This window comes from Streptomyces sp. NPDC002156 (assembly GCF_053593675.1).
Map to the genome: position 1 here is coordinate 120,251 of NZ_JBSFDA010000001.1, position 20,317 is coordinate 140,567.

Below are 20,317 nucleotides of genomic sequence, written 5' to 3' on the forward strand. Positions count from 1 at the left end.
AATGACCGTATGCGGCTGAGGGGAACGATCCGTGTCACCACCGCACTGACGCTGGCGGCCGCGGTGGGCTGCACCGCGAGCGACCGCGACGACGATCAGGCGCGCACGAGCCCGCCGGTGTCGGCCCACGCCACTGGTCCGAGCCCCACGGCAACGCCCTCCCCTACCCCGACACCGGTCAACCCCGTCTCACTCCCGGGCCTGATCCAGCGCGAGCACAAGGGTTCCGGTCTGAAGCTCGGCGCCGTGCTCGCACGTACCTCTGCCTACACCAGCTACGAGGTGACGTACGAGGCGAACGGGCTGACGATCTCGGGTCTCATGAACATTCCCGCGGGCAAGGGCCCCTTCCCCGCGCTGGTGCTCGCGCACGGCTACATCGATCCGGCCGTCTACACCACCGGCCGCGGCCTCACCCGCGAACAGGACCTCCTCGCCCGCAACGGCTACGTCGTCCTCCACACCGACTACCGCAACCACGCCCGCTCGGACAAGGATCCCGCCAACGACCGTAACCTCCGCCTGGGTTACACCGAGGACGTCATCGGTGCGGCGATGGCTCTACGGTCGTCAGGGCGCCCGGAGATCGACACCGACCGTCTCGGGCTGCTGGGCCGGTCGATGGGCGGCGGGGTCGTCTACAACACGCTCGTGGTCACCCCCGGCCTGTTCGACGCGGCCGTCGCCTTCGCGCCGGTCAGTGCCCACCCGGAAGAGAACATCGACCAGTTCCAGCGCCCCGAGGGCGACCCGATCGTCGCCGAGATCGAATCCGCCCACGGCACGCCCAAGGAGAACCCCAAGTTCTGGCGAGAGGTCTCCCCCGTCACCTACGTCGACCGGGTCACCGACCCCCTGCTCATCCACCACGGCACGGCCGACACAACCTGCCCCATCCGCTGGACCCGCCAAACCGTGGCCGCCTTCGAGAAGGCCGGCAAGGACATCACACTGCGCACCTACCAGGGCGAGGGCCACACCTTCTATCCCCAGTGGAGCCGCTCGATGGACACCACCATGGACTTCTTCGAACGGCACCTGCGCTGAAGCCGGCGGGCGGTCACCAGGTCGCCGACCCCCTGGTGACCGCCCGATCGGTGCTCCTCAGACGTGGGAGCGGTACAGCCCGAACTCCGCGATCCGCACGGCCGCCCGCGTCTGTGTCACCCGAACTCGCCACCGCCGCGCCCGAACCGGCGCCGCCAGCAGCAGGATCCGGCTCGCGCCGATCGTGCCCGCGCCCGCGACCCGGGTCCAACGGCCCCCGGTGAACGCCTCGACGACGAAGGCCTCGGCCTGCTGCCCGTGGGCGATGTCCTCCGCGAGGCGGATCCGGTCCGCCGCCAGCTCCCTGCCTAGGTCGACGGTGACGACACCCGGGGTCCGGGTGACCGAGGCGCCGATCGTCAGGTCGGCCGGCAGTTCGCGGTCGACGCGCTCCCTGAACTCCCGCAGCCGGGTGACGTCGGAGGCGGCGAGAAGGCCGTCCGTGTCCGGTGGGACGTTGAGGAGGAGGACGGCGTTGCGGCCGACCGAGCCGAAGTAGATCTCGGTCAACTGGTCGACCGTCTTGGGCTGTTGGTCGGCGTGGTAGAACCAGCCGTCCCGGATGGACACATCGCACTCGGCGGGCCACCACTGCACGTAGTCCGCGACGGAACGCGCGGCCACGAGCGCGTCCCTACCGCCCATGTCCGCCGCGTCGTACGAGAGCGCGAAGTCGGTCTTGCCGTAGTCCTTCTCGGTGACCGGTACGACGCTCCACTCGTTCTCGCGCGCCAGGCCGCCCTCGTTGCCGACCCAGCGGACATCGGGCCCGGAGACGGCGATCGTGGCGTCCGGGGCGAGGGTGCGCACGAGGGTGTACCAGCTGTCCCAGTCGTACTTCTCGACCTTGTCCGGCGGGATGTGCCCCTGGGCGCCGTCGAACCAGACCTCGTCGACGGGTCCGTACTCGGTGAGGACCTCGTAGAGCTGGTCGAGCATATGGGCGCCGTAGTCCGTGGCGGGGAGGGTGAACGTCGGGCCGTCCGGACGGTCGTCGTTCTCGACCGGGGTCGGGATGGTGTGCTCGACGCGTGGGCTGCCGTTGGCGTAGACGCCGTGGAGGTACTGGTTCTCGTCGGCGGGCGAGATGTAGACACCGACCTTCAGCCCGTACCGCCGCATGGAGTCGGCGAAGGAGCGCAGCACATCGCCCTGTCCGTCCCGCCAACTGCTCGACGCCACCGAGTGGTTGGTGTACCGGGAGGGGTAGAGGACGAAGCCGTCGTGGTGCTTGACGGTGAGGATGGCGAGCTTGAAGCCGCCGTCGCGCAGGGCCCGCGCCCACTGGTCGGTGTCGAGGCCGGTCGGCTGGAAGACGTTCGGGTCCTCGTCGCCGGTGCCCCATTCGAGGCCGGTGAAGGTGTTGACGCCGAAGTGCAGGAACGCGGTCCGTTCCAGCCGCTGCCAGGCGATCTGCCGTGCGGTGGGCCGGACTTGGGAAGCCTTGGCGACGAGGACGTCGGCGGAGTCGGTGGCGCTGACGGGGATGCGGAAGTTCGGCTCCTGCGCGACCGAAGCCGCGGCCGAAGCTCCCGCCGGAGCCGTGGCTGCCAGGGCGAGCGAGGTGCCTCTGGAGGCGACGAGCGCGGCGGCTGCCGTGACGAAGAGACGTCTGGAGACTGTCATGGGGAACGGACTCCTCGGGTCAGTGGTCAGTAGATCAGCAAGTCAGTGGATGGTGGTCAAGTGCCAAGCAGCGGGCTGCTGTTGGTCCGGCGGGTACTGCACGAGCCGACCGTCGTCGGTCACGTGCACCGCCATCCGCGTGATCGCGTTGACGAGGGTGAAGCCCCCGGCGACCTGCTCCAACTCCCAGCGCTGCACGGTGTTTCCGGCGTCGCAGGTCTGCGAGGTGATCTCGACGCCGGGCTGGAGCGGGGTGTTGAGCGTGAGCTTCCCGCCGCGCACCTCGAGACAGCCGGTCCCGGTCCGCAGGGTGACGTATCCGTCGGGTGTGCGCCGCACCTCGGCCGTGAGGGAGGCGGCGCCCGCCCGCAAGGTGTACGTCCCGTCCGCGACCGGTACCCGGGTCAGGTCCCGCCAGCCGGGCGCGTGCCCGACAGCCGTCCCTCGCGCGGTGAACCGGTCGTACGTGGCGTCGGGATGCGGATCGCCCCAGGTGGCCTGAGCGACGTGGCGCAGCGCGGGGTCGGTGTCGACGGCGACCTCGTTCTCGGTCTCGCCGCGCCCGTTGTCCGGCCAGAGGCTGATCTTCGCGCCCGTGATCCCCTGGCTGGAGGCGACTTTCTCGCCCTCGAAGCTGCGCGGGTCCCAACTCTGGTCGTACAGGCCCTTGGTGTCGGTGTGGAAGCCGCCCCGGACGAGGTACAGCGCATAGGCCGCGTTCATCAACGGGTAGCCCTGGGCGAGGAGTTGGCTCGGCTTCACAGCCACGTTCAGCCAGTGCTCGACCGTCGTGCCCGCCGTCACCGGCACGGTGTTGGCGCCGGTCAGCCCGTCGTTCCAGATGCGCAGCTTCTTGCCCTTGGCGGCCACGTAGGTCTGGACACGGTTGACGAAGTCGATGAAGGCGTCCTGGGGTGTGGCGTTCGCCCCGTACTTCTCCTGCGCGTACCGCAGGACCTGCGGGTACCTGGCGAAGTCGGAGCCGAGCATGTACTCGTCGGCGCCCATGTGCCAGGAGCCGCCGGTGAACACCTGGGCGTATTCGTCGATCAGACTCGTGTAGTAGTCGAAGGCAGCCGGCTGGGTGATGTCGAGCCTGCTGGGCTGCTTGTTGCCGTCGGAGTCGGTGAGCTGGAGATCCGGCCGGTTCTCGATCCAGGGGTCCATGTGGCCCGGGGAGTTGATCTCCGGAATGATCTCGACGTGGTACCTGTCGCCGAGGGCGACGAGCCGCCGGATCTCGTCCTTGGTGTAGTAGCCCCAGGTGTTGGCCTCGGGGTGGGTGTCGCTCTTCACCTTGAGTTCCAGGAGCAGTTGGTTGAGCTTGTGGTACGCCATGTCGCGTACGAGGTTCTCCAGCCACTCGGTCGAGATGTGGATGTAGCAGGCGCACACGCCGACGCCCCGCTCCGCGTACCGGGGCACGTCGACCGTGTGTCCGGCGGGGATCCGGTCGCCCTGGGCGAGGAGTTGGAGGACCGTCCGGGTGCCGTAGAAGGCGCCGCGCTCGGTCGCGCCGGTCACCGACAGCCGTGCGCCCGCCCGGAGTTCGTGCCCCTCGGCGCCCAACGCGGCCCTGCCCGGCTGGACATCGATAACGATGTCACCGGTACGCGCACCGCCGCTGACGACGGGTACGTCACCATGCCCCGCGTCGCGCAGATCGTCGGCGAGGGTGTTCGCGACCCTGCGCTCGGGCGCGGAGTCGGCTACCAGCCGGGCAGAGCCGCCGTACCGGTAACTCCCCTGCTCCGGGGTCCAGTTGGTGAGCGCGGGCACGGTGATCGGAACACTCGCCGCCACCGTCTGCGCGACGGCCGGAACCGGGGCGGCGAGCAGCAGGAAGGCCACCAGCACACCCAGAAGCCGACGTCTTGGATACCTACTCATCTGGAAGCTCCCATTCATCGGAGGTGTGATGATTGAGCGCACCTCAGGTGCTGTCAATGGGGTCCGGAGTCAGGGAAGTTCGGCCAGTGATCGGATGACCAGCGGCTCTGTGGCCGGAACCGGCCGCCCCGGCGGGCAAAAAGTCCAAGAGGCCCGGCCCGAATGTCCAAGCTCGACGCCTTCGACGCCCCAGGATCTCCAGGCCCGACACCCCGGGATCCCCAGGTCCGACACCGCAGGTCCTCAGGCCCGACACCCCCGGGCCCGACGACTCTCGACGCCACTTGTACTCACGAGTAGCCTCATCGCCTCACGCGTAGCACGATGTGTCGCATCCACCCCGAGGAGCCCCCGTGACCAGCTGGGCCGGCCGTACCGCCACCGAGATCGCCGCCGCCGTACGCGAGAAGCGCGTCACGCCCCGTGAAGTCGTGGCCGAACATCTGGCGCGCATCGAACTGCTGGACGCCCGCGTCGGTGCGTTCCGCCGGCTGCGGGCCCAGGAGGCGCTGGCCGAGGCGGACGAGGTGGCCGCCCGCACGGATCTGGCCGACCTGCCGCTCGCGGGCGTACCCATCGCGGTCAAGGACAACCTGGGCGTGCGCGGCGAGTCGACCCGGCACGGCACCTCGGCGACGCCGGACACCCCCGCCGACCACGACCATGTCACCGTGGCCCGGCTCCGCGCGGCGGGCGCGATCGTCGTCGGCGTCACCAATGTGCCCGAGCTGTGCATCTGGGGCACCACCGAAGGCACCCTCGGCACGGCCCGCAACCCGTGGGACACCACCCGTACGGCGGGCGGTTCGTCGGGCGGCAGCGCGGCGGCCGTCGGTGCCGGGATGGTGCCGATCGCCCTGGGCAACGACGGCATGGGTTCGCTGCGCATCCCGGCCGCCAACTGCGGTGTCGTCACCATCAAGCCGGGCCTCGGGGTCGTCCCGGCGGGCATCGGCAACGGCGACTGGTTCGGCATGTCCGAGAACGGTCCGCTGGCGACGACGGTCGAGGACGCCCGTCTGATGCTGTCGATCCTCGCGGACACCCAGTTCGTACGGTCGGACGCGCACGCCGGCCGCAAGGTCGCTCTCTCGGTCCGCAGCCCCATCACCGGCGTCACCATCAGCAGACCGTACGTCTCCGCGGCGCGCGAGGCCGCCGCCCTGCTCGACGGTGCCGGTCACCAGGTGCGGCCCGCGGACCCGCCGTACCCGCTGTCGATCGGCGTCACCTCGTTCACCCACTGGACGGCGGGCACGGCACGGGACGCGGAGGGCTTCGACAAGAACAGGCTGATGCGGCGCACCCGGGTCCACGCGGCCATCGGGCGCCGGTTCCTCGGATACGTCGAGCGGGGACAGCACAAGGAGCAACTGCGCCGACGCCTGGAGCCGTTCTTCGCCGAGCACGACGTCCTGCTCACCCCGGCCCTCGCCCGCCGCTCGCCCGCGGCCGCCGCCTGGCACGAGCGGGGCTGGCTGCGCAACATCCTCGCCAACACCAACTACTCACCGATGACTCCCCCGTGGAACCTGACGGGCTGGCCGGCGATGGCCGTACCCTTCGGCACCCTGCCCTCGGGCGCGCCCTGCGCCGTCCAGTTGGTGGGTCGCCCGGGCTCGGAGGCCGTACTCCTCGACGTGGCACAGCAGTTGGAGGAGCTGCACCCGTGGCAGCGGACGGCTCCGCTCGCTCCGTGAGCCTGTAAGCCAGGTGGCGGTCAGCCGGCGATGAGGGCCTTGTGCATGATGTGCAGGCCCACCCGGCCGTGCCGGGGATGGTCGAACGCGTCCGGGACCGTGCCCAGGATCGTGAAGCCGAGCGAAGTCCACAGCTTGACCGCCGGGTTGGTCTCGACGACCGCGTTGAAGACCATGCCCCGATAGCCGTGGGCCTCGGCCTCGCTCAGGACGTGTTCGGCGAGCGCCCGGCCGATGCCACGACCCCCGCAGTCGGGGTCGACCATGAAACCGGCGTTGGCGATACGGGCCGCGGGGCCACCGTAGTTGGGGGTGAGAAAGGCGGAGCCGACGACAGCCCCTGCGCCGTCCTCGGCGACGTACACGCGCTTGGCCGGGCTCATCCACAGGGCGCGGGCCGCTTCCTCGGAGGTGTCCGGGTCCCAGGTGTAGGTCTCCGCGGCGGCGACGATGCGGTGCCAGAACGGCCAGATCCGCGGCCAGTCACCGGCCGCGGCTTCCCTGATGATCAGCATGGACGTGAGTTTTGTGGCACGCCCATGCCGACGTCAATCTCGACGGGTACTAGTCGACGCTGGGCAGGATGTGCGGCTCGGCGAGGTCGTCCTCATAGCCCGCCAGGCGGATCGGGGCCGACCTGGCCCACACGTCGAGGCTGCCGAGCCGGTCGCTCCGGTCGACTGGGGCCGCCGTGCGTTCCTCAGGGCCTTGTTCGACATTCGTCTTCTCCGGTGTCACCGCGCACTCCTTATGTGTCGGGTCACCCTCAGGACAATCGGGACCAGTCTGATGCCGGTCGCTCCACGTCCACTCGGGTCTTGGTCAAGAGCAGTAAGGACGCGGTGGCGCCGGTAACGGACCGTGGGTGTGGGTGGAACCCAGTCGTGCTGCCCGTCGGCTCCAGTATTAACCAAATGAGCGCATGCCCGCTCGATGGGGTGAAAACAAGCGGTAAAGATCTCACGTCGCTCAGTGTTCATTCAGCCATAATCTGGGGTTGTTTGTTACCTGGAGCACGGTTTGAGTGTCACCCGTACGGCTCAACCGACGGACCCTCGTACGGCATTGCCTGAACACGTCCGGCAGTTCAGCTCCCGTTGGCCCGCGCGCAAGTCGCCCATGATCTGCTGCCCGAAGGCAACGGCTGGTCCCGCGGTAGGACTCGGGAGGACTGACACATGGAGCTGCGCGGCGTCGAGGAGCTGATGGATCTGCTGCACGCCTGCCGGGGCACCCCCGGGCACGGCGGCGGCCCCTTCGCCGGTACGGCGGACTCCGCCGACCCCGTCGACCTGCACCAGCACGCCCTCCAGACGGCCGCCCTGCTGCGCCGAAGTCGCCCGGCCGACAAGGAACTCCAGATCGCGGGCCTGGTCCACGTCATAGGCCGACTCCTGGCCCCCGGCGACCCCACCCGCCACGCCCGAACCGCGGCGGACGCCGTACGGCACCTGCTGGGCGAACGGGTCGCCCGCCTCGTACACGACAGCCCGCACGCCACGGACCTGGACCCGCACGTCGACGCCGACACCCTGACCCTGCGCCAGGCGGACGAGGCCGGCCGGGCCCCGGGCTTCGACGCGGGCGTCCTGGAGGACTGGCGCACCCTGCTTGAACTGGTCGCGGAACAGCACTCCCGCCTCGGCGCCGTGGACTGAACCCCCTCAACCCTCGTACGCCTGGGGGCTGTTGACTGACGGTCCGTCATGAGACGGTACGCGGATGACGTCGCCGTACGGACTGGACGGACGGGTCGCCCTGGTCACCGGGGGCACGCGAGGCATCGGGCTGGCCGTCGCGGAGGCGCTGGTGCGGGCGGGAGCGCAGGTGTGCGTAACGGCCCGCGATCCGGACGGGGTTGCGCGGGCCGCCAAGACGCTCGGAGGCATCGGCCTGGCGGGCAACGCCGCCGATCCCACACACCTGTCCCTGTTGACCGAGTTCACACTCGACACCTTCGGCCGCATCGACATCGTTGTGAACAACGCGGCCACGAACCAGCCCTACGGCCCGCTCATGGACGCGAACCCGGACGAATGGCGCACAGCCTTCACCACGAACGTCGAGGCTCCCCTACGCCTGACGCAGCACGTATGGCGGGCCTGGATGCGCGAACACGGCGGCACGGTCATCAACATCTGCACGGAGGGCGCCACCCACGTAGGCCCCGACATCGGCGCATACGGCACCACCAAAGCGGCGCTGCTCCACCTCACCCAACAACTCGCGGGCGAACTGGCCCCCAAGGTCCGGGTCAACTCGGTCTCCCCCGGCCTGGTCCGCACAGAAATGGCCCGCTTCGTATGGGAGCCGAACGAGAAAGAGATCGCAACCGGCCTCCCCCTGGCCCGAATCGGCGAACCCAAGGACATCGCCCAAGCGGTCCTGTGGCTGGCATCAGACGCAGCAGAGTGGGTGACTGGAGCCGACCTACTGGTGGACGGCGGTACAAGAGTCAGAGCGGCACTGCAGCGAACCTTTCAGGGGCGCGGGGAACTGCGCGACCAGCCCCCACCGGCCGGCACACGCCCCACAACCCCCGCCTACCACTTACCAGGCGCGTAGTCCTTCAAGAACACCCCGTACAGATCCTCGCCCAACTCCCCCCGCACGACCGGGTCGTATACACGAGCCGCCCCATCCACAAGATCAAGCGGCGCATGAAACCCCTCATCGGCCAAGCGCAGCTTGTCGTAGTGAGGCCGCTCGTCAGTGATCCACCCCGTGTCCACCGAGGTCATCAAAATACCGTCGGCCTGGAACATCTCCTGCGCACTGGTCCGCGTCACCATGTTCATCGCGGCCTTCGCCGCATTCGTGTTCGGATGCCCCGCACCCTTGTACCCACGCCCGAACACCCCCTCCATCGCCGATACATTGACGACATACGCCCGCTTGCTCACCGCGTCCCGCGCAGCTGCTGCCATCGCCGGCCGCAACTTGCTGATCAGGATGAACGGCGCCGTGTAGTTGCACAGCTGGGTTTCGAGCAGCTCCACCGGGGAGATCTGCTCGATCGTCTGCACCCACGTGTTGGTGTCGACGACGTCGGGGACGAGCCCGCCCGCGTCGATGGCGGTGCCGTCGAGGTGCCGGGCGATGCTGGCGTTGCCCGCGACGAGGGCGAGGTCGGCGACCTGCTGGGCGTCGAGGCCGCTGATGCCGACGGGCAGCGCGGCCAGTCCGTCGACCGCGCCGGAGCCGAAGGCGCCGATCACCCGGTGGGCGGGCAGTTCCCCGGCGGGCAGCGGAGCGCTCTCGCCCTCGATCAGGGCGGCGTACGCAGAGGGCAGCCTGCGTACCGTCTGGGTCGCGTTGTTGATCAGGATGTCGAGCGGTCCCTGCTCGGCGATCTGGTCGGCCAGGGCCACGACCTGGGCCGGGTCGCGCAGGTCGGTGCCGACGACCTCCAGCCGGTGCAGCCAGTCGGCCGAGTCGTCCATGGCCTTGAAGCGGCGGATGGCGTCCTTGGGGAACCGTGTGGTGATCGTGGTGTGCGCGCCGTCGCGCAGCAGCCGCAGCGCGATGTACATACCGATCTTGGCCCGGCCGCCGGTGAGCAGCGCGCGCTTGCCGGTGAGGTCGGTGCGGGCGTCGCGGCGGGAGCGGTTGAGGGCGGCGCAGTCCTGGCAGAGCTGGTGGTAGAAGTAGTCGACCTCGACGTAGCGGGTCTTGCAGGTGTAGCAGGAGCGCGGGCGCTGAAGTATCCCCGCGATCTGCCCCTCCTCGGTCACCGACGACGGCAGGATGCCCTCGGTCTCGTCGTCGATGCGCTGGGCGGAGCCGGTCGCCGTGGACTCGGTGACCGCCTTGTCGTGGGCGGTCTTGGAGGCCCGGCGCTCCTGCCGGCGGCGCTGCTTGACCGTGCGGTAGACACCGGCGGTGGCACGGCGCACGGCGATGGCGTCGGGGTGGTCGACGTCCAGCTTGTCCAGCTCTTCGAGCACGCTGAGGCAGACGGCCATGCGCTCGGGGTCGATGCCGGGACCGTAGGAGACGCCGTCCGCGTCGTCCAGGCCGTCCACGGCCGTCGGGCCGTCCTCTGTCACCGTCATCGCGCTGCCGTTCCCTGGGGTCGCCTTCGTGGCGCTCCGACCGCGCCCGCTCTCGAACAGGCGATTTTACGGAAGCCCGACCCCAGTCACCAAACCCGCGACGATCATGACGCCGCTCAGGGGGCGCAGACGACGACCAGCGCCTCCACCTCGGCCGTGACCGCAGCGGCGAACCGATCAAGGTCCGGCACGGCTTCCGCGTCCGCGACCAGCCCGAAGTGAACCTGCCCCCGATAGGTCGAGATGGCGACCGCCAGCGACTGTCCCTGGGCGAGCGGAGCGAAGGGGTAGACCTCGGTGAGCGGGTTCCCACCGAGCCTGAGCCCGAGGCTGGGCAACGGCACGCTGGTGACAAGGATGTCGAACCACAGCCGGGCCGCCTGCTTCACCAGCGGCCCGCCGAGCCGGTGCCCGAGCGGCGGCACATGGTCGGCGAGCAGCGCGACCGCACCCGCGCCCCGTCCGGGCCCCGCGTCCTTGTTGCGGTCCATGGCGCTGCGCACGGAGTCGAGGCGCCGCAGCGGATCCGGATCGTCGACGGGCAGCCGCATCAGGTACCCGGAGAGCCGGTTGCCCTGCGGGTGCGCGGTGCGCGGACGCCGTTTGGAGACGGGGATGAGCGCACGCGGGGCGACTCCCTCGCTGCCGTCGCCGCGCTCGTCGAGCCAGCGCCGCAGGGCTCCGGCGACGACGGCGATGAGTACGTCGTTGACGGTGCCGCCGACCGACTTGCGCACCATGTGGATGTCGTCGAGGTCGAGGAGGACTCCGGCGGTACGCCGGGTGCCGCTCGGTTCGGCGACGAGCGCGGCGGAGGAGCGCGCGCCCAGGGTGTCCAGGCTGGACCGGGCGACGGAGGCACCGATGTCCAGCGCGCGCCCCACGTCGGAGAAGGCACCGCGCACCAGCCCGGGCAGCTTGCGCACGTCCGGGAAGAGACCGGCGGTCGGCGGATCGGGGCGCGGGCGGGGCGCCGGCAGGTCGAGGGGGTCCATGACACCGGCGGCGAGGGTCAGCGCGCGCAGGCCGTCGGCGAGGGCGTGGTGGAACTTGAAGAGCACGGCGAAGGAGGTGCCGTCCTCGCCGGGCAGGACGTGCGCCTCCCACGGCGGCCGGCCGCGCTCCAGGGAGCGTTCCATGAGCCGCCCGGCCTCGGCGTGGAAGTCGGCGGCCGGGGCGTGCAGCCGTACGTGGTCGAGCGGGTCGAAGTCCGGTGCGGTCTCGCGGGTGGCGCCCCCGAAGGCCAGCGGGAGCAGCGGCTGCCAGACGTCCCGGATGCGCATCCGCAGTCCGGGTACGCCGGCGGCACGGGCGGCGAGGAGATCGGCCGCGTGGGCTCCGGCGGTGGGCGAGTGGGACGAGAACACGCCGAGGGCACCCAGGTGCATGGGGTGCAGGTCGGAATCCATGTTCCAGAACGCCAGGTCGAGGGGGGCGAGCAGGTCCGAGGTCTCAGAGGTCAAGGGATCGCTCTCGCGTCGACGACGGGTGAGCCAGCAGTCAATCGCCTGCGGCCGATTACGGTCAAGTACGATCAAGCTACGCACAGTTAACAACGGATTAAGTCCCGCTGCTCCGCGAGCAGCGGGACTTAAGTGACTTATGAGGTTACGTCAGCCCACGCGGGCAGCCACAGGGCCGCTATTTCAGGGCGGGCGGCGCCGCGTCCGCGCCCGTTCCCCACCCGGACGGCTCCGAGCCGACCGTGAACTCCAGCGCACGCGCACCCCGTAGCAACGCGCTCGTCACATACGTACGGCTGTACGAAGTCCCGTCGACGGCCACCGACTGGACGTACCGTCGGCTGTCCGACGTACCCGGTGCCGTCACCGTGAGGGCGCCGAGCGGGTGGTAGCGGCGGTCGAGGGTGAGGTCGGTCCGGTCGAAGACCGGGGTGGACAGGCCCCAGGTGTCGTAGCCGGGCTGTACCGGGAAGATCCCCATCGCGGACAGGACATGCCAGGCGGACATCGTGCCCATGTCGTCGTTGCCCGTCATACCGGTCGGGCCGTCGGTGTAAAGGGTCAGCGCGGCGTGCACGACCTCCGTCGTCTTCCAGGGCTGACCGGTGGAGAGATAGGTGTACGGGGCGGTGAGGTCGACCTCGTTCTGGGGGTTGTACTTGTCCGCGTTGTAGTAGGCGTACGGGCCGTTCACCCACACCTCGCGGGCCGTCCCGGCCGGGTCCGCCATCATCCGGTCGTACGCGAAGAAGGCGTCGAGCCGGTCGTTGGCGGCCTGTCTGCCGCCGAGGAGGTCCACCAGGCCCGGCAGATCCTGCGGGACCAGCCACTGGTACTGCCATGCGGTGCCCTCGTGGAAGCCCTCGCCCTTGGCCGGATCGGGGTCGCCGGTGAAGGCTCCCGAGCCGTCCCGGGGCCGGAAGAAGCCGGTCGCGGGGTCGAAGACGGCACGGTAGCTCTGCGCCCGGCGGGCGTATCGGTCGGCGTCGGCCTTGTGGCCCAGGTCGCGGGCCATCTGGGCCAGCATCGCGTCGGACAGGGCGTATTCGAGGGTGACGGAGGCGCCCCAGTGGTAGTCCGAGTCGCCGAGCTTGGTGCGCGGGCGGCCCTTGAGGTAGGGCGCGAAGCCGTTCGCGATGTACTCCTGGTTGGCCTCACGCCCCAGCATGGGCAGGGCGGTGGGCGGCACGCCGTCGGCGTTCTTCTTCAGAGCGCGGTAGGCCCGCTCCTCGTGACCGTGCAGCAGGCCCTGCTGGTAGGCGTGGGTGAGGAAAGGGGTGACCGGGTCGCCGGTCATGATGTTGGTCTCGATGGCGCCGTAGCCCCACTTGGGCAGCCAGCCGCCCTCCTCGTCGATCTTCAGCACCGAGAGCGCCATGTCACGGGCCTCGCGGGGCGCGAGCAGCGACAGGAGCTGGGCCTGGGTGCGGTAGGTGTCCCAGAGGGACCAGTTCTGGTAGTACGTGAAGTCCCGCTCGCGGTGGATCTTCAGGTCCCAACCGGTGTAGCGGCCGTCGGCGTCGCTGCCGATGTTGGGGGCGAGGAAGCTCCTGTATAGGGACGAGTAGAAGGTCCGCCGGAGAGTCTCCGAGCCGCCGGTCACGCGCACGTCGTCAAGGCGCGCCTCCCAGGCAGCCCGGGCCGCCTCCCGTACGGCGTCGAACGAACGTCCGCCCTCGGCGCTCAGGTTGCCGGCGGCGCCCTCCGCGTCGACGTACGACAGTGCGGTGGTCGCCTCGACGGTGCGGTCGCCGTCGGTCGTGTCGAAGCGGACGTAGGCGCCGTCGCCGCCGGTCCGGGACCCGTCGGTGACCGTGGACCCGTCCCAGGTGCCGTACGCCGTGAACGGGCGGTCGAAGCGGGTGACCGTGTGGACGGTGTACGGCTTGGTGCCCCGGCAGAAGCCGGAGCCCGTGATCGTCGTACGGACGGTCCGGTCGTCCAGGATCTCGACCCGGTTCTCGACCTTGGTGTGCAGCGACTGGCCCGCGTTGAGGAGCACGTTGGCCTTGGTGGTCGCCGGGAAGGTGTAGCGCTGGACGCCGGTGCGGGCGGTCGCCGTCAGTTCGGCGTCGATGCCCGAATCCAGGCCCACCCGGTAGTAGCCGGGAGTGGCGCGCTCCTGGTCGTGGCCGTACTCGGCTGCGTAGGTCGCGTAGTCGGTGCTCGTGATGTCGCCGGTCGTGGGCAGCACCGGCAGATCGCCGCCGATCCGGCAGCCGACGCCGGAGAGGTGGACGAGGGAGAAGCCTCGGATACGGGTCTGGGAGTAGCGGTAGCCGGTCTTGTGCCCGGTGTCGGGCGACAGTTGCACCATGCCGAAGGGCACGGTCGCGCCGGGGAAGGTGTTGCCCTCGTTCTCCGTGCCGATGAACGGGTTGACGAGGTCGGTGAGCCGCTCGTCACGGGCATGGGCCGCGGGTGCGGAGAGCGCGCCCGCGAACAGGGCGGCGGCCGTCACCGCCCCCGCGGTGCGCAGCGTCCATCTCACAGGGCGGTCCTCCGTGGGCTCGGGCCGGATGGCGGCCGTGTCCCGCATCCGTTCCTCGCCGGGCGCCCCGATCCGCGCCGCGTCCGCCGGGGTCACCTCGGGGCCGTACGGCAACAGCCCGTTCGGCTCACTGGCCGGAGCCCGGACATGCCGACGGCCCCGGTGAGCACGGACTCACCGGGGCCGTCGGGGCGTGGGCGTACCGCCTATGACACGTGCTGGCCCTTCCCGAGGGCGATCACTCCGCCCTTGGAGACGGTGTACAGGTCGGAGTCGCGCTCCGGGTTGACGCCGATCGTCGCGCCCGGCGGGACCTCGACGTTCTTGTCGAGGACGGCCCCGCGCACGATCGCGCCCCGCCCGATGCGCACGTTGTCGTGCAGGATCGACCCCTGCACCACCGCGCCCGGATCGACGCGCACCCCGGGCGAGAGCACCGACCGCGTCACCTGCCCGCGTATCAGGCACCCCGCGCTGATGATCGACTCGCTGGCGATGCCGCCGGAGTTGAAGCGGGCGGGCGACAGCTGGCCGGAGTGGGTGTAGACGGGCCAGCTGCGGTTGTAGAGGTTGAAGGCGGGGCGCTCGGCGATCAGGTCCATATGGGCGTCGTAGTACGCGTCGAGCGTGCCGACGTCCCGCCAGTAGCCCTGGTCGCGTGTCGTCTCGCCGGGCACGTGGTTCTCGCTGAAGTCGTACAGCTGGGCCTCGCCCCGCTCGGTGAGCGCGGGCAGTATCGAACCGCCCATGTCGTGCACGGAGTCGCCGTCCTCGGCGTCCCGCTGGAGGGCCTCTATCAGGGCCTTGGTGGTGAAGATGTAGTTGCCCATCGAGGCGAACACGGACTCGGGGTCGTCGGCCAGTCCGGGCGGGTCGGCGGGCTTCTCCAGGAAGCCCTGCACGGTCTGGTTGTCGGAGCCGGGGCTGATCACACCGAAGGACGACGACTCGGTGCGCGGCACCCGGATGCCCGCGACCGTGACCCCGGCGCCGCTGTCGATGTGCTGGTTGATCATCTGGCGGGGGTCCATGCGGTACACGTGGTCGGCGCCGAACACGGCGACGTAGTCGGGCTGTTCGTCGTGCACGAGGTTCAGGGACTGCAGGATCGCGTCGGCACTGCCCAGGTACCAGCGCGGGCCGAGGCGCTGCTGGGCGGGGACCGGCGTGACGTAGTTGCCGAGCAGGCTGGACATCCGCCAGGTGGTGGTGATGTGGCGGTCCAGCGAGTGCGACTTGTACTGCGTGAGCACGCAGATGCGCATGATGTCGCCGTTGACGAGGTTGGACAGGACGAAGTCGACCAGGCGATACGTTCCGCCAAAGGTGACCGCCGGTTTCGCGCGGTCCGCGGTCAGGGGCATCAGGCGTTTGCCCTCTCCGCCCGCCAGTACGATCCCGAGCACAGAAGGTCCACCACGACGCATCGCCGCTCCCCTCACCGTGGTTGTGCAGGTTGCTTGCCCGTACGCCGGTCGCGCTAAGCCTGTTGACCTTTTTTGAGGATCTCCTCGTAGAGCCGCACGGTCCGCCGGGCCACCGCGTCCCAGCCGAACTCACCCACCGCACGCTCCCGTCCGGCCTCCCCCATGCGCCGGGCGCCCTCCGGATCACCGAGCACGGAGTCCAGGGCCCGCGCGAGGTCCGCCTCGAAGGCCCCCCGGTCCTCGTCCAGGGACACGAGCACGCCGGTCTTGCCGTCGTCGACCACCTCGGGGATGCCCCCGACCCGCGAGGCAACAACGGGAGTTCCGCAGGCCATCGCCTCCAGGTTGACGATGCCCAGTGGCTCGTACACCGAAGGACAGACGAACACGGCGGCGTGCGTGAGGAGTTGGATGACGTCCGGGCGCGGCAGCATCTGCGGGATCCAGAACACGCCCTCGCGTACGGCGCTCAGCTCCTGGAAGAGTTCGCGGAACTCCCGGTCGATCTCCGGGGTGTCGGGGGCGCCCGCGCACAGCACGACCTGGGCCGCCGGGTCGATGTCCCGTACCGCGCGCAGCAGATGGGGGACGCCCTTCTGCCGGGTGATGCGGCCGACGAACAGGACGTACGGGCGGTCCGGGTCGACGCCGATGCGGGTCAGGGCCTCGGTGCCGTGGTTCGGGCGGTAGAGGGTGGTGTCGATGCCGTTGTGCACGACATGGACGGTGGCCGGGTCGAGGGCCGGGTAGCAGGCGAGGATGTCCTCGCGCATGGCCCCGGACACGGCGATCACGGCGTCGGCGGCCTCGATGGCGGTGCGTTCGGCCCAGCTCGACAGGGCGTATCCGCCGCCGAGTTGCTCGGCCTTCCAGGGGCGCAGGGGCTCCAGGGAGTGGGCGGTCATCACGTGCGGGATGCCGTACAGGAGCTTGGCGAAGTGGCCGGCCAGGTTGGCGTACCAGGTGTGGGAGTGGACGAGTTCGCGGCCTTCGAGGGCGGCGGCGATGGAGAGGTCCGTGGAGAAGGTGCGCAGGGCGTCGTTGGCGGTGTCGAGCGACGGCCAGGACCGGTGGCGGATGACGCCGACGCCTCGGCCCTCGCCCCAGCAGTGCACCTCCAGGTCGGTGAGTGCGCCCAACTCCCGGGCCAGGAACTCGACATGGACACCCGCACCGCCGTACACATCCGGCGGGTACTCCCGGGTCAGCAGGCCCACACGCACCCAAAACTCCCTGTCTCGGCGGTTGGTTCCCACATGGTCACCCAGATGCGTCTCCCGGGGAAGACCGTGGGGGCCTGGTGAAGCAGCAGTCTCCGCAGATCCCGCCGCCGGGCACGCGGTAGTAGAGGCAGCAGCTGCGGCGTCGGAAGGCGGTGCCGGTGAGGGTGCCGGTCGGGGCGAGACGGGGGTGGGTGAACAGTGCGGCGGCGAGGGTACGGGCGCGCGCACCGGCCTCCGGGTCCGTGCCGCGGGCCCAGCGGTCGAGTTCGCGGGCCGCGCCGGCCAGTGCGGAGCCCGCGTTGCCCCACAGCAGGCCCTCGGCGACGCCGTACCGGGCGTGCAGGGCGGCCGTGAGGGGCTCCAGATGCCCTCGTACGACGATGTCCGCGACCGTCGCCGCGTCGGCGGGCCGGGGGCGTACCTCCGTGAGCCACAGGTCGTCGGGGGCGCTCGCGGCGGCGTCCCAGAGGAGGAGGCGGGGGTCGAGGTCGGGGACGCTGCCGTACAGGACCGCGCAGCCGAGGGCGACGGACCACAGTCTGGCCGCGAGCGCCTGTTGGGCGATGGACGCGGAAACCCGCAGCTCAGGGGCATGGAGACGGTCCGCGACCGTTTGGACACGGAAAGTTATGGAATCCGCGTAAACGTCCTCGCCGCGATGTGCGTAGGTCTGCGCGAGCGTCGGGGGTCGTACGGCGGGTGCTCCGGCCGTACGTAGTACGAAGAAGCCGCCGAGCGGTCGGAGGGCCGTGAGATCCGGGTCGAGGTCCACGGGGAGCAGTAGTACCAAGGAGAGCCGTAGTCGTGCGCAGCGGCTTCACCTCCGCGTCACCCACCCTGGGGAGGACGTTGGGCTCCACGTACTCCATCGGCAGTAGGACCCAATGGATGCTCTGGTACGACGACGTGGCGCGCGCGAGGGGGGATCGTAGTCACTATGGAAGCCGACCGTTCGCCGCGCCGGGCCCCGGGCCAGCGCCGCACGCAGAGGAGTTGCTCATGAGCGCCCTCGCGTTGTCCATCCTGCTGTCGCTCGTCTCCGCTGTCGCCTACGCGGGCGGAGCGATCGTGCAGGAGCGTGTCGCTGACTCCGAACACGGCCGGTCCTACGCGCCGATGCGCAGGCCGGTCTGGTGGGCCGCCGTGGCGCTGAACGGCTTCGGCGGCGTGCTGCACGTGGTGGCGCTGGCCTACGGGCCGCTGAGCGTCGTCCAGCCGATGGGCGCCCTGACGATCGTGTTCGCGCTGCCGATGGCGGCCCTGTTCGTGCGGCGCAAGGCCGGGGCGACCGCCTGGCGGGGCGCGATCATGGCGACGCTCGGACTCGCGGGGCTGCTGTCCCTGGTCGGCGCGTCCGACGCGCAGTCCCTGGGCACGACCGAGCGGGTGCTGCTGGCCGTGGTCACCGGCTCCGCGGTGGTCACGCTGATGGTGGCGGGCCGCGCGGCACACCGGCACCCGGCGGTGCGCAGCACGCTGCTCGCGATCGCGTCCGGTATCGCCTTCGGTATGTCGTCGGTGTTCACGAAGGTGGTCGCCGTGGACTGGTCCGGCGGCATCACGGCCGCGGACCTGCCCACGCTGGCCCTGATCGCCGTGCTCGGTGTCTCTGGTCTGCTGCTCTCGCAGGCGGCCTACCGGGGCGGCGGCCTCGCGGCCCCGCTCGCGACGCTGACGGTCGTGAACCCGGTGGTTGCGGCCGCGGTCGGCATCACGATGTTCGGCGAGACCTTCCGGTACGGCACCACGGGCACCATCCTCGCGCTGAGCTGCGGTGTGGTCGCCGCCGGCGGCCTGATCCTGCTCACGACGGAACGGCTGCAGCACAGCACCCACACCGACGAGCTGCCTGTGTTTCCTGACCCTGCATCCTCTGTTCCCCCTGTTTCAGCGCACTCGGCCCCGGAGCGGACAGAAGCCGGGCACGACGAGGAAACGGCGGAAGTGAGCGGCGAGACGGCTCCCGGGCCGGTCCCGGCCGAGGTCCTGTCGGCGCTCGCGGGACTTCCCCCGCAGCCCGACGCGCCCGCCCACGAGGACGACCTGGTGCCGGCCAACGCGGCGGTGCCGGCGCCCGAGCAGGAGGAAGTGCCCGTCGAGGGCCCGCCCGTCCACTTCGGGCCCTTCTACGGCGTCCCCTACGTGCCGATCCCGATCCCCGCCCTCGACCGGCACCGCACGCGGGTCAAATCCTGACGCCGCCGGCCCTCAGATAGGCCACCGGGTCGATGTCGGTACCGAAGCCGGGCCCCGTCCGCACCTCGAAGTGCAGATGCGGGCCCGTGCTGTTGCCCGTGGAGCCGGAGCGCCCGATGCGCTGCCCGGCCGACACGGACTGGCCCGCCTTCACGGAGATCGCCGACAGATGGGCGTACTGCGAGTAGCGGCCGTCGGCGTGCCGGATCACCACCTGGTATCCGAACGACCCGCCCCAGCCCGCGTCGACGACCTCGCCCGCCCCGACCGACTTCACCGAGGTGCCGGTGGGCACGGGGAAGTCGACGCCCGTGTGGTAGCCCTTCGACCAGGAGGAACCCGCCTTGTGGTACGGCGTCCCGGTCGCGGCGCTCACGGGCGCGCTGAGCGTGGTGGTGGTCGCCGGGGCCTTGGTCGCGGCGACCTTCTCGACGGCGCGCGAAGGGGCCTGCTCCGTCTTGGGCTTGGCCTTGGCCTTGCGCGCGGGCTCGGCGGTGGCGGGTGCCTCGGGCGCGGCCTTCGTACGGAGGTTCAGCCGCTGGCCGGGGACGATCAGGTCCGGATCGGCACCGACCGTCGTCCGGTTGGCGGCGTAAAGACGCTGCCAGCCGCCCCGGACCTCGCGTTCGTCGGCGATGCCGGAGAGGGTGTCGCCGTGCACGACGGTGTACATCTGGGCGGTGCCCGCCTGGGACTGGGGCGTGGTCTGCGGCTTGACGTCACGGACCGTCCGCTGGGACTTCCGTTCGGAGGTGCTCGATTTGCCCGAGTTGCCCGAGGGGTTGATGTCGGGGGTGTCGCCACCACGCGTGAGGCCCGCGCGGACCGAGCAGACGGGCCAGGCGCCGGGGCCCTGCCCCTTCAGAACCTTCTCGGCCACGGCTATCTGCTGGTCCTTGGTGGCCAGGTCCGCGCGCCCCGCGTAGACCGTTCCGCCGTACGCCTCCCAGGTGGACTGGCTGAACTGGAGCCCGCCGTAGTACCCGTTGCCGGTGTTGATGTTCCAGTCGTTGGTGGACTCGCACGCGGCGACCTTGTTCCAGGTGCTCACGTCCGCCGCGTCCGCCGCTCCGGCACCGACGAACGGCAGCGCGATACCGGCGCTGCCCGCGGTGACGGTGAGAGAGGCCCGGTTGATCCGGTTCGGCTGGTACCGGCGGTGCTTGCCGCGTACGGCCATGGAAGTGCCCCCTCACTAT

At 70.4% G+C, this 20,317-nt stretch carries 16 protein-coding genes; 5 read left to right on the forward strand and 11 right to left on the reverse strand.

All coding sequences use genetic code 11. The features are described from left to right. The first annotated feature begins 9 nt into the window (after nt 1-9). Nucleotides 10-1,047: an alpha/beta hydrolase family protein gene (locus tag ACWCRB_RS00520; RefSeq protein WP_450993882.1), complete on the forward strand. Its 1,038-nt coding sequence runs from the start codon at nt 10-12 to the stop codon at nt 1,045-1,047. A gap of 57 nt (nt 1,048-1,104) precedes the next feature. Here ACWCRB_RS00520 and ACWCRB_RS00525 read toward each other — a convergent pair whose 3' ends face one another. Beyond that, nucleotides 1,105-2,673: an alpha-L-fucosidase gene (locus ACWCRB_RS00525; protein ID WP_450993883.1), complete on the reverse strand. Its 1,569-nt coding sequence runs from the start codon at nt 2,671-2,673 to the stop codon at nt 1,105-1,107. Between the two features lie 42 nt (nt 2,674-2,715). Continuing rightward, nucleotides 2,716-4,563 carry a family 20 glycosylhydrolase gene (locus tag ACWCRB_RS00530; RefSeq protein WP_450993884.1) on the reverse strand — a complete coding sequence of 616 codons (1,848 nt, stop codon included), beginning with the start codon at nt 4,561-4,563 and terminating at the stop codon, nt 2,716-2,718. Nucleotides 4,564-4,916: 353 nt separating this feature from the next. On the opposite strand from ACWCRB_RS00530, the gene ACWCRB_RS00535 reads away from it, so the two are divergent. After that, nucleotides 4,917-6,263, forward strand: a complete 1,347-nt coding sequence (locus ACWCRB_RS00535; protein WP_450993885.1) for an amidase — start codon at nt 4,917-4,919, stop codon at nt 6,261-6,263. A 20-nt stretch (nt 6,264-6,283) separates the two neighbouring features. Here ACWCRB_RS00535 and ACWCRB_RS00540 read toward each other — a convergent pair whose 3' ends face one another. Next, nucleotides 6,284-6,775 (reverse strand): N-acetyltransferase family protein, encoded by a 492-nt coding sequence (locus ACWCRB_RS00540; RefSeq protein ID WP_450994053.1) that lies wholly within the window; start codon nt 6,773-6,775, stop codon nt 6,284-6,286. Between the two features lie 52 nt (nt 6,776-6,827). Then, nucleotides 6,828-7,001, reverse strand: a complete 174-nt coding sequence (locus tag ACWCRB_RS00545; RefSeq protein ID WP_450993886.1) for a hypothetical protein — start codon at nt 6,999-7,001, stop codon at nt 6,828-6,830. Between the two features lie 440 nt (nt 7,002-7,441). Here ACWCRB_RS00545 and ACWCRB_RS00550 point away from each other — a divergent pair, with 440 nt between their 5' ends. Beyond that, complete coding sequence (locus tag ACWCRB_RS00550; protein WP_450993887.1) at nt 7,442-7,921, forward strand: hypothetical protein; 480 nt, start codon at nt 7,442-7,444, stop codon at nt 7,919-7,921. A 64-nt stretch (nt 7,922-7,985) separates the two neighbouring features. Then, the gene (locus ACWCRB_RS00555; RefSeq protein WP_450993888.1) at nt 7,986-8,828 is read left to right on the forward strand and encodes an SDR family oxidoreductase; all 843 of its coding nucleotides are present in this window, start codon (nt 7,986-7,988) and stop codon (nt 8,826-8,828) included. On the opposite strand, the gene ACWCRB_RS00560 is transcribed toward ACWCRB_RS00555, so the two are convergent. From ACWCRB_RS00560 to ACWCRB_RS00585, 6 genes are all read right to left on the reverse strand, one after another. Then, nucleotides 8,807-10,318 (reverse strand): SDR family NAD(P)-dependent oxidoreductase, encoded by a 1,512-nt coding sequence (locus ACWCRB_RS00560; protein ID WP_450993889.1) that lies wholly within the window; start codon nt 10,316-10,318, stop codon nt 8,807-8,809. The genes ACWCRB_RS00555 and ACWCRB_RS00560 overlap by 22 nt on opposite strands. A 116-nt stretch (nt 10,319-10,434) precedes the next feature. Beyond that, the gene (locus ACWCRB_RS00565) at nt 10,435-11,781 is read right to left on the reverse strand and encodes a wax ester/triacylglycerol synthase family O-acyltransferase (RefSeq protein ID WP_450993890.1); all 1,347 of its coding nucleotides are present in this window, start codon (nt 11,779-11,781) and stop codon (nt 10,435-10,437) included. Between the two features lie 178 nt (nt 11,782-11,959). Further along, the gene (locus ACWCRB_RS00570; protein WP_450994054.1) at nt 11,960-14,320 is read right to left on the reverse strand and encodes a GH92 family glycosyl hydrolase; all 2,361 of its coding nucleotides are present in this window, start codon (nt 14,318-14,320) and stop codon (nt 11,960-11,962) included. A 158-nt stretch (nt 14,321-14,478) separates the two neighbouring features. After that, complete coding sequence (gene glgC / locus ACWCRB_RS00575) at nt 14,479-15,699, reverse strand: glucose-1-phosphate adenylyltransferase (protein ID WP_235472947.1); 1,221 nt, start codon at nt 15,697-15,699, stop codon at nt 14,479-14,481. A 53-nt stretch (nt 15,700-15,752) separates the two neighbouring features. Next, the gene (glgA, locus tag ACWCRB_RS00580; protein ID WP_450993891.1) at nt 15,753-16,922 is read right to left on the reverse strand and encodes a glycogen synthase; all 1,170 of its coding nucleotides are present in this window, start codon (nt 16,920-16,922) and stop codon (nt 15,753-15,755) included. 37 nt (nt 16,923-16,959) lie between these two features. Then, complete coding sequence (locus ACWCRB_RS00585) at nt 16,960-17,694, reverse strand: IucA/IucC family C-terminal-domain containing protein (RefSeq protein WP_450993892.1); 735 nt, start codon at nt 17,692-17,694, stop codon at nt 16,960-16,962. Between the two features lie 227 nt (nt 17,695-17,921). On the opposite strand from ACWCRB_RS00585, the gene ACWCRB_RS00590 reads away from it, so the two are divergent. Then, nucleotides 17,922-19,118, forward strand: coding sequence for a DMT family transporter (locus ACWCRB_RS00590; protein WP_450993893.1), 1,197 nt, complete (start codon nt 17,922-17,924; stop codon nt 19,116-19,118). Here ACWCRB_RS00590 and ACWCRB_RS00595 read toward each other — a convergent pair. Beyond that, a complete protein-coding gene (locus tag ACWCRB_RS00595; RefSeq protein ID WP_450993894.1) occupies nt 19,108-20,298 on the reverse strand; it encodes a transglycosylase family protein in 1,191 nt (396 codons plus the stop codon). The genes ACWCRB_RS00590 and ACWCRB_RS00595 overlap by 11 nt on opposite strands. Nucleotides 20,299-20,317: the final 19 nt, after the last annotated feature.

What these genes read in the sequence shown, in the direction of transcription:
- ACWCRB_RS00520 (WP_450993882.1), top strand. Translation starts at nt 10, where the DNA reads ATGCGGCTGAGGGGAACGATCCGTGTCACCACCGCACTGACGCTGGCG.
- ACWCRB_RS00525 (WP_450993883.1), bottom strand. Translation starts at nt 2,673, where the DNA reads ATGACAGTCTCCAGACGTCTCTTCGTCACGGCAGCCGCCGCGCTCGTC.
- ACWCRB_RS00530 (WP_450993884.1), bottom strand. Translation starts at nt 4,563, where the DNA reads ATGAGTAGGTATCCAAGACGTCGGCTTCTGGGTGTGCTGGTGGCCTTC.
- ACWCRB_RS00550 (WP_450993887.1), top strand. Translation starts at nt 7,442, where the DNA reads ATGGAGCTGCGCGGCGTCGAGGAGCTGATGGATCTGCTGCACGCCTGC.
- ACWCRB_RS00555 (WP_450993888.1), top strand. Translation starts at nt 7,986, where the DNA reads ATGACGTCGCCGTACGGACTGGACGGACGGGTCGCCCTGGTCACCGGG.
- ACWCRB_RS00560 (WP_450993889.1), bottom strand. Translation starts at nt 10,318, where the DNA reads ATGACGGTGACAGAGGACGGCCCGACGGCCGTGGACGGCCTGGACGAC.
- ACWCRB_RS00570 (WP_450994054.1), bottom strand. Translation starts at nt 14,320, where the DNA reads ATGCGGGACACGGCCGCCATCCGGCCCGAGCCCACGGAGGACCGCCCT.
- glgC (WP_235472947.1), bottom strand. Translation starts at nt 15,699, where the DNA reads ATGCGTCGTGGTGGACCTTCTGTGCTCGGGATCGTACTGGCGGGCGGA.
- ACWCRB_RS00590 (WP_450993893.1), top strand. Translation starts at nt 17,922, where the DNA reads ATGAGCGCCCTCGCGTTGTCCATCCTGCTGTCGCTCGTCTCCGCTGTC.
- ACWCRB_RS00595 (WP_450993894.1), bottom strand. Translation starts at nt 20,298, where the DNA reads ATGGCCGTACGCGGCAAGCACCGCCGGTACCAGCCGAACCGGATCAAC.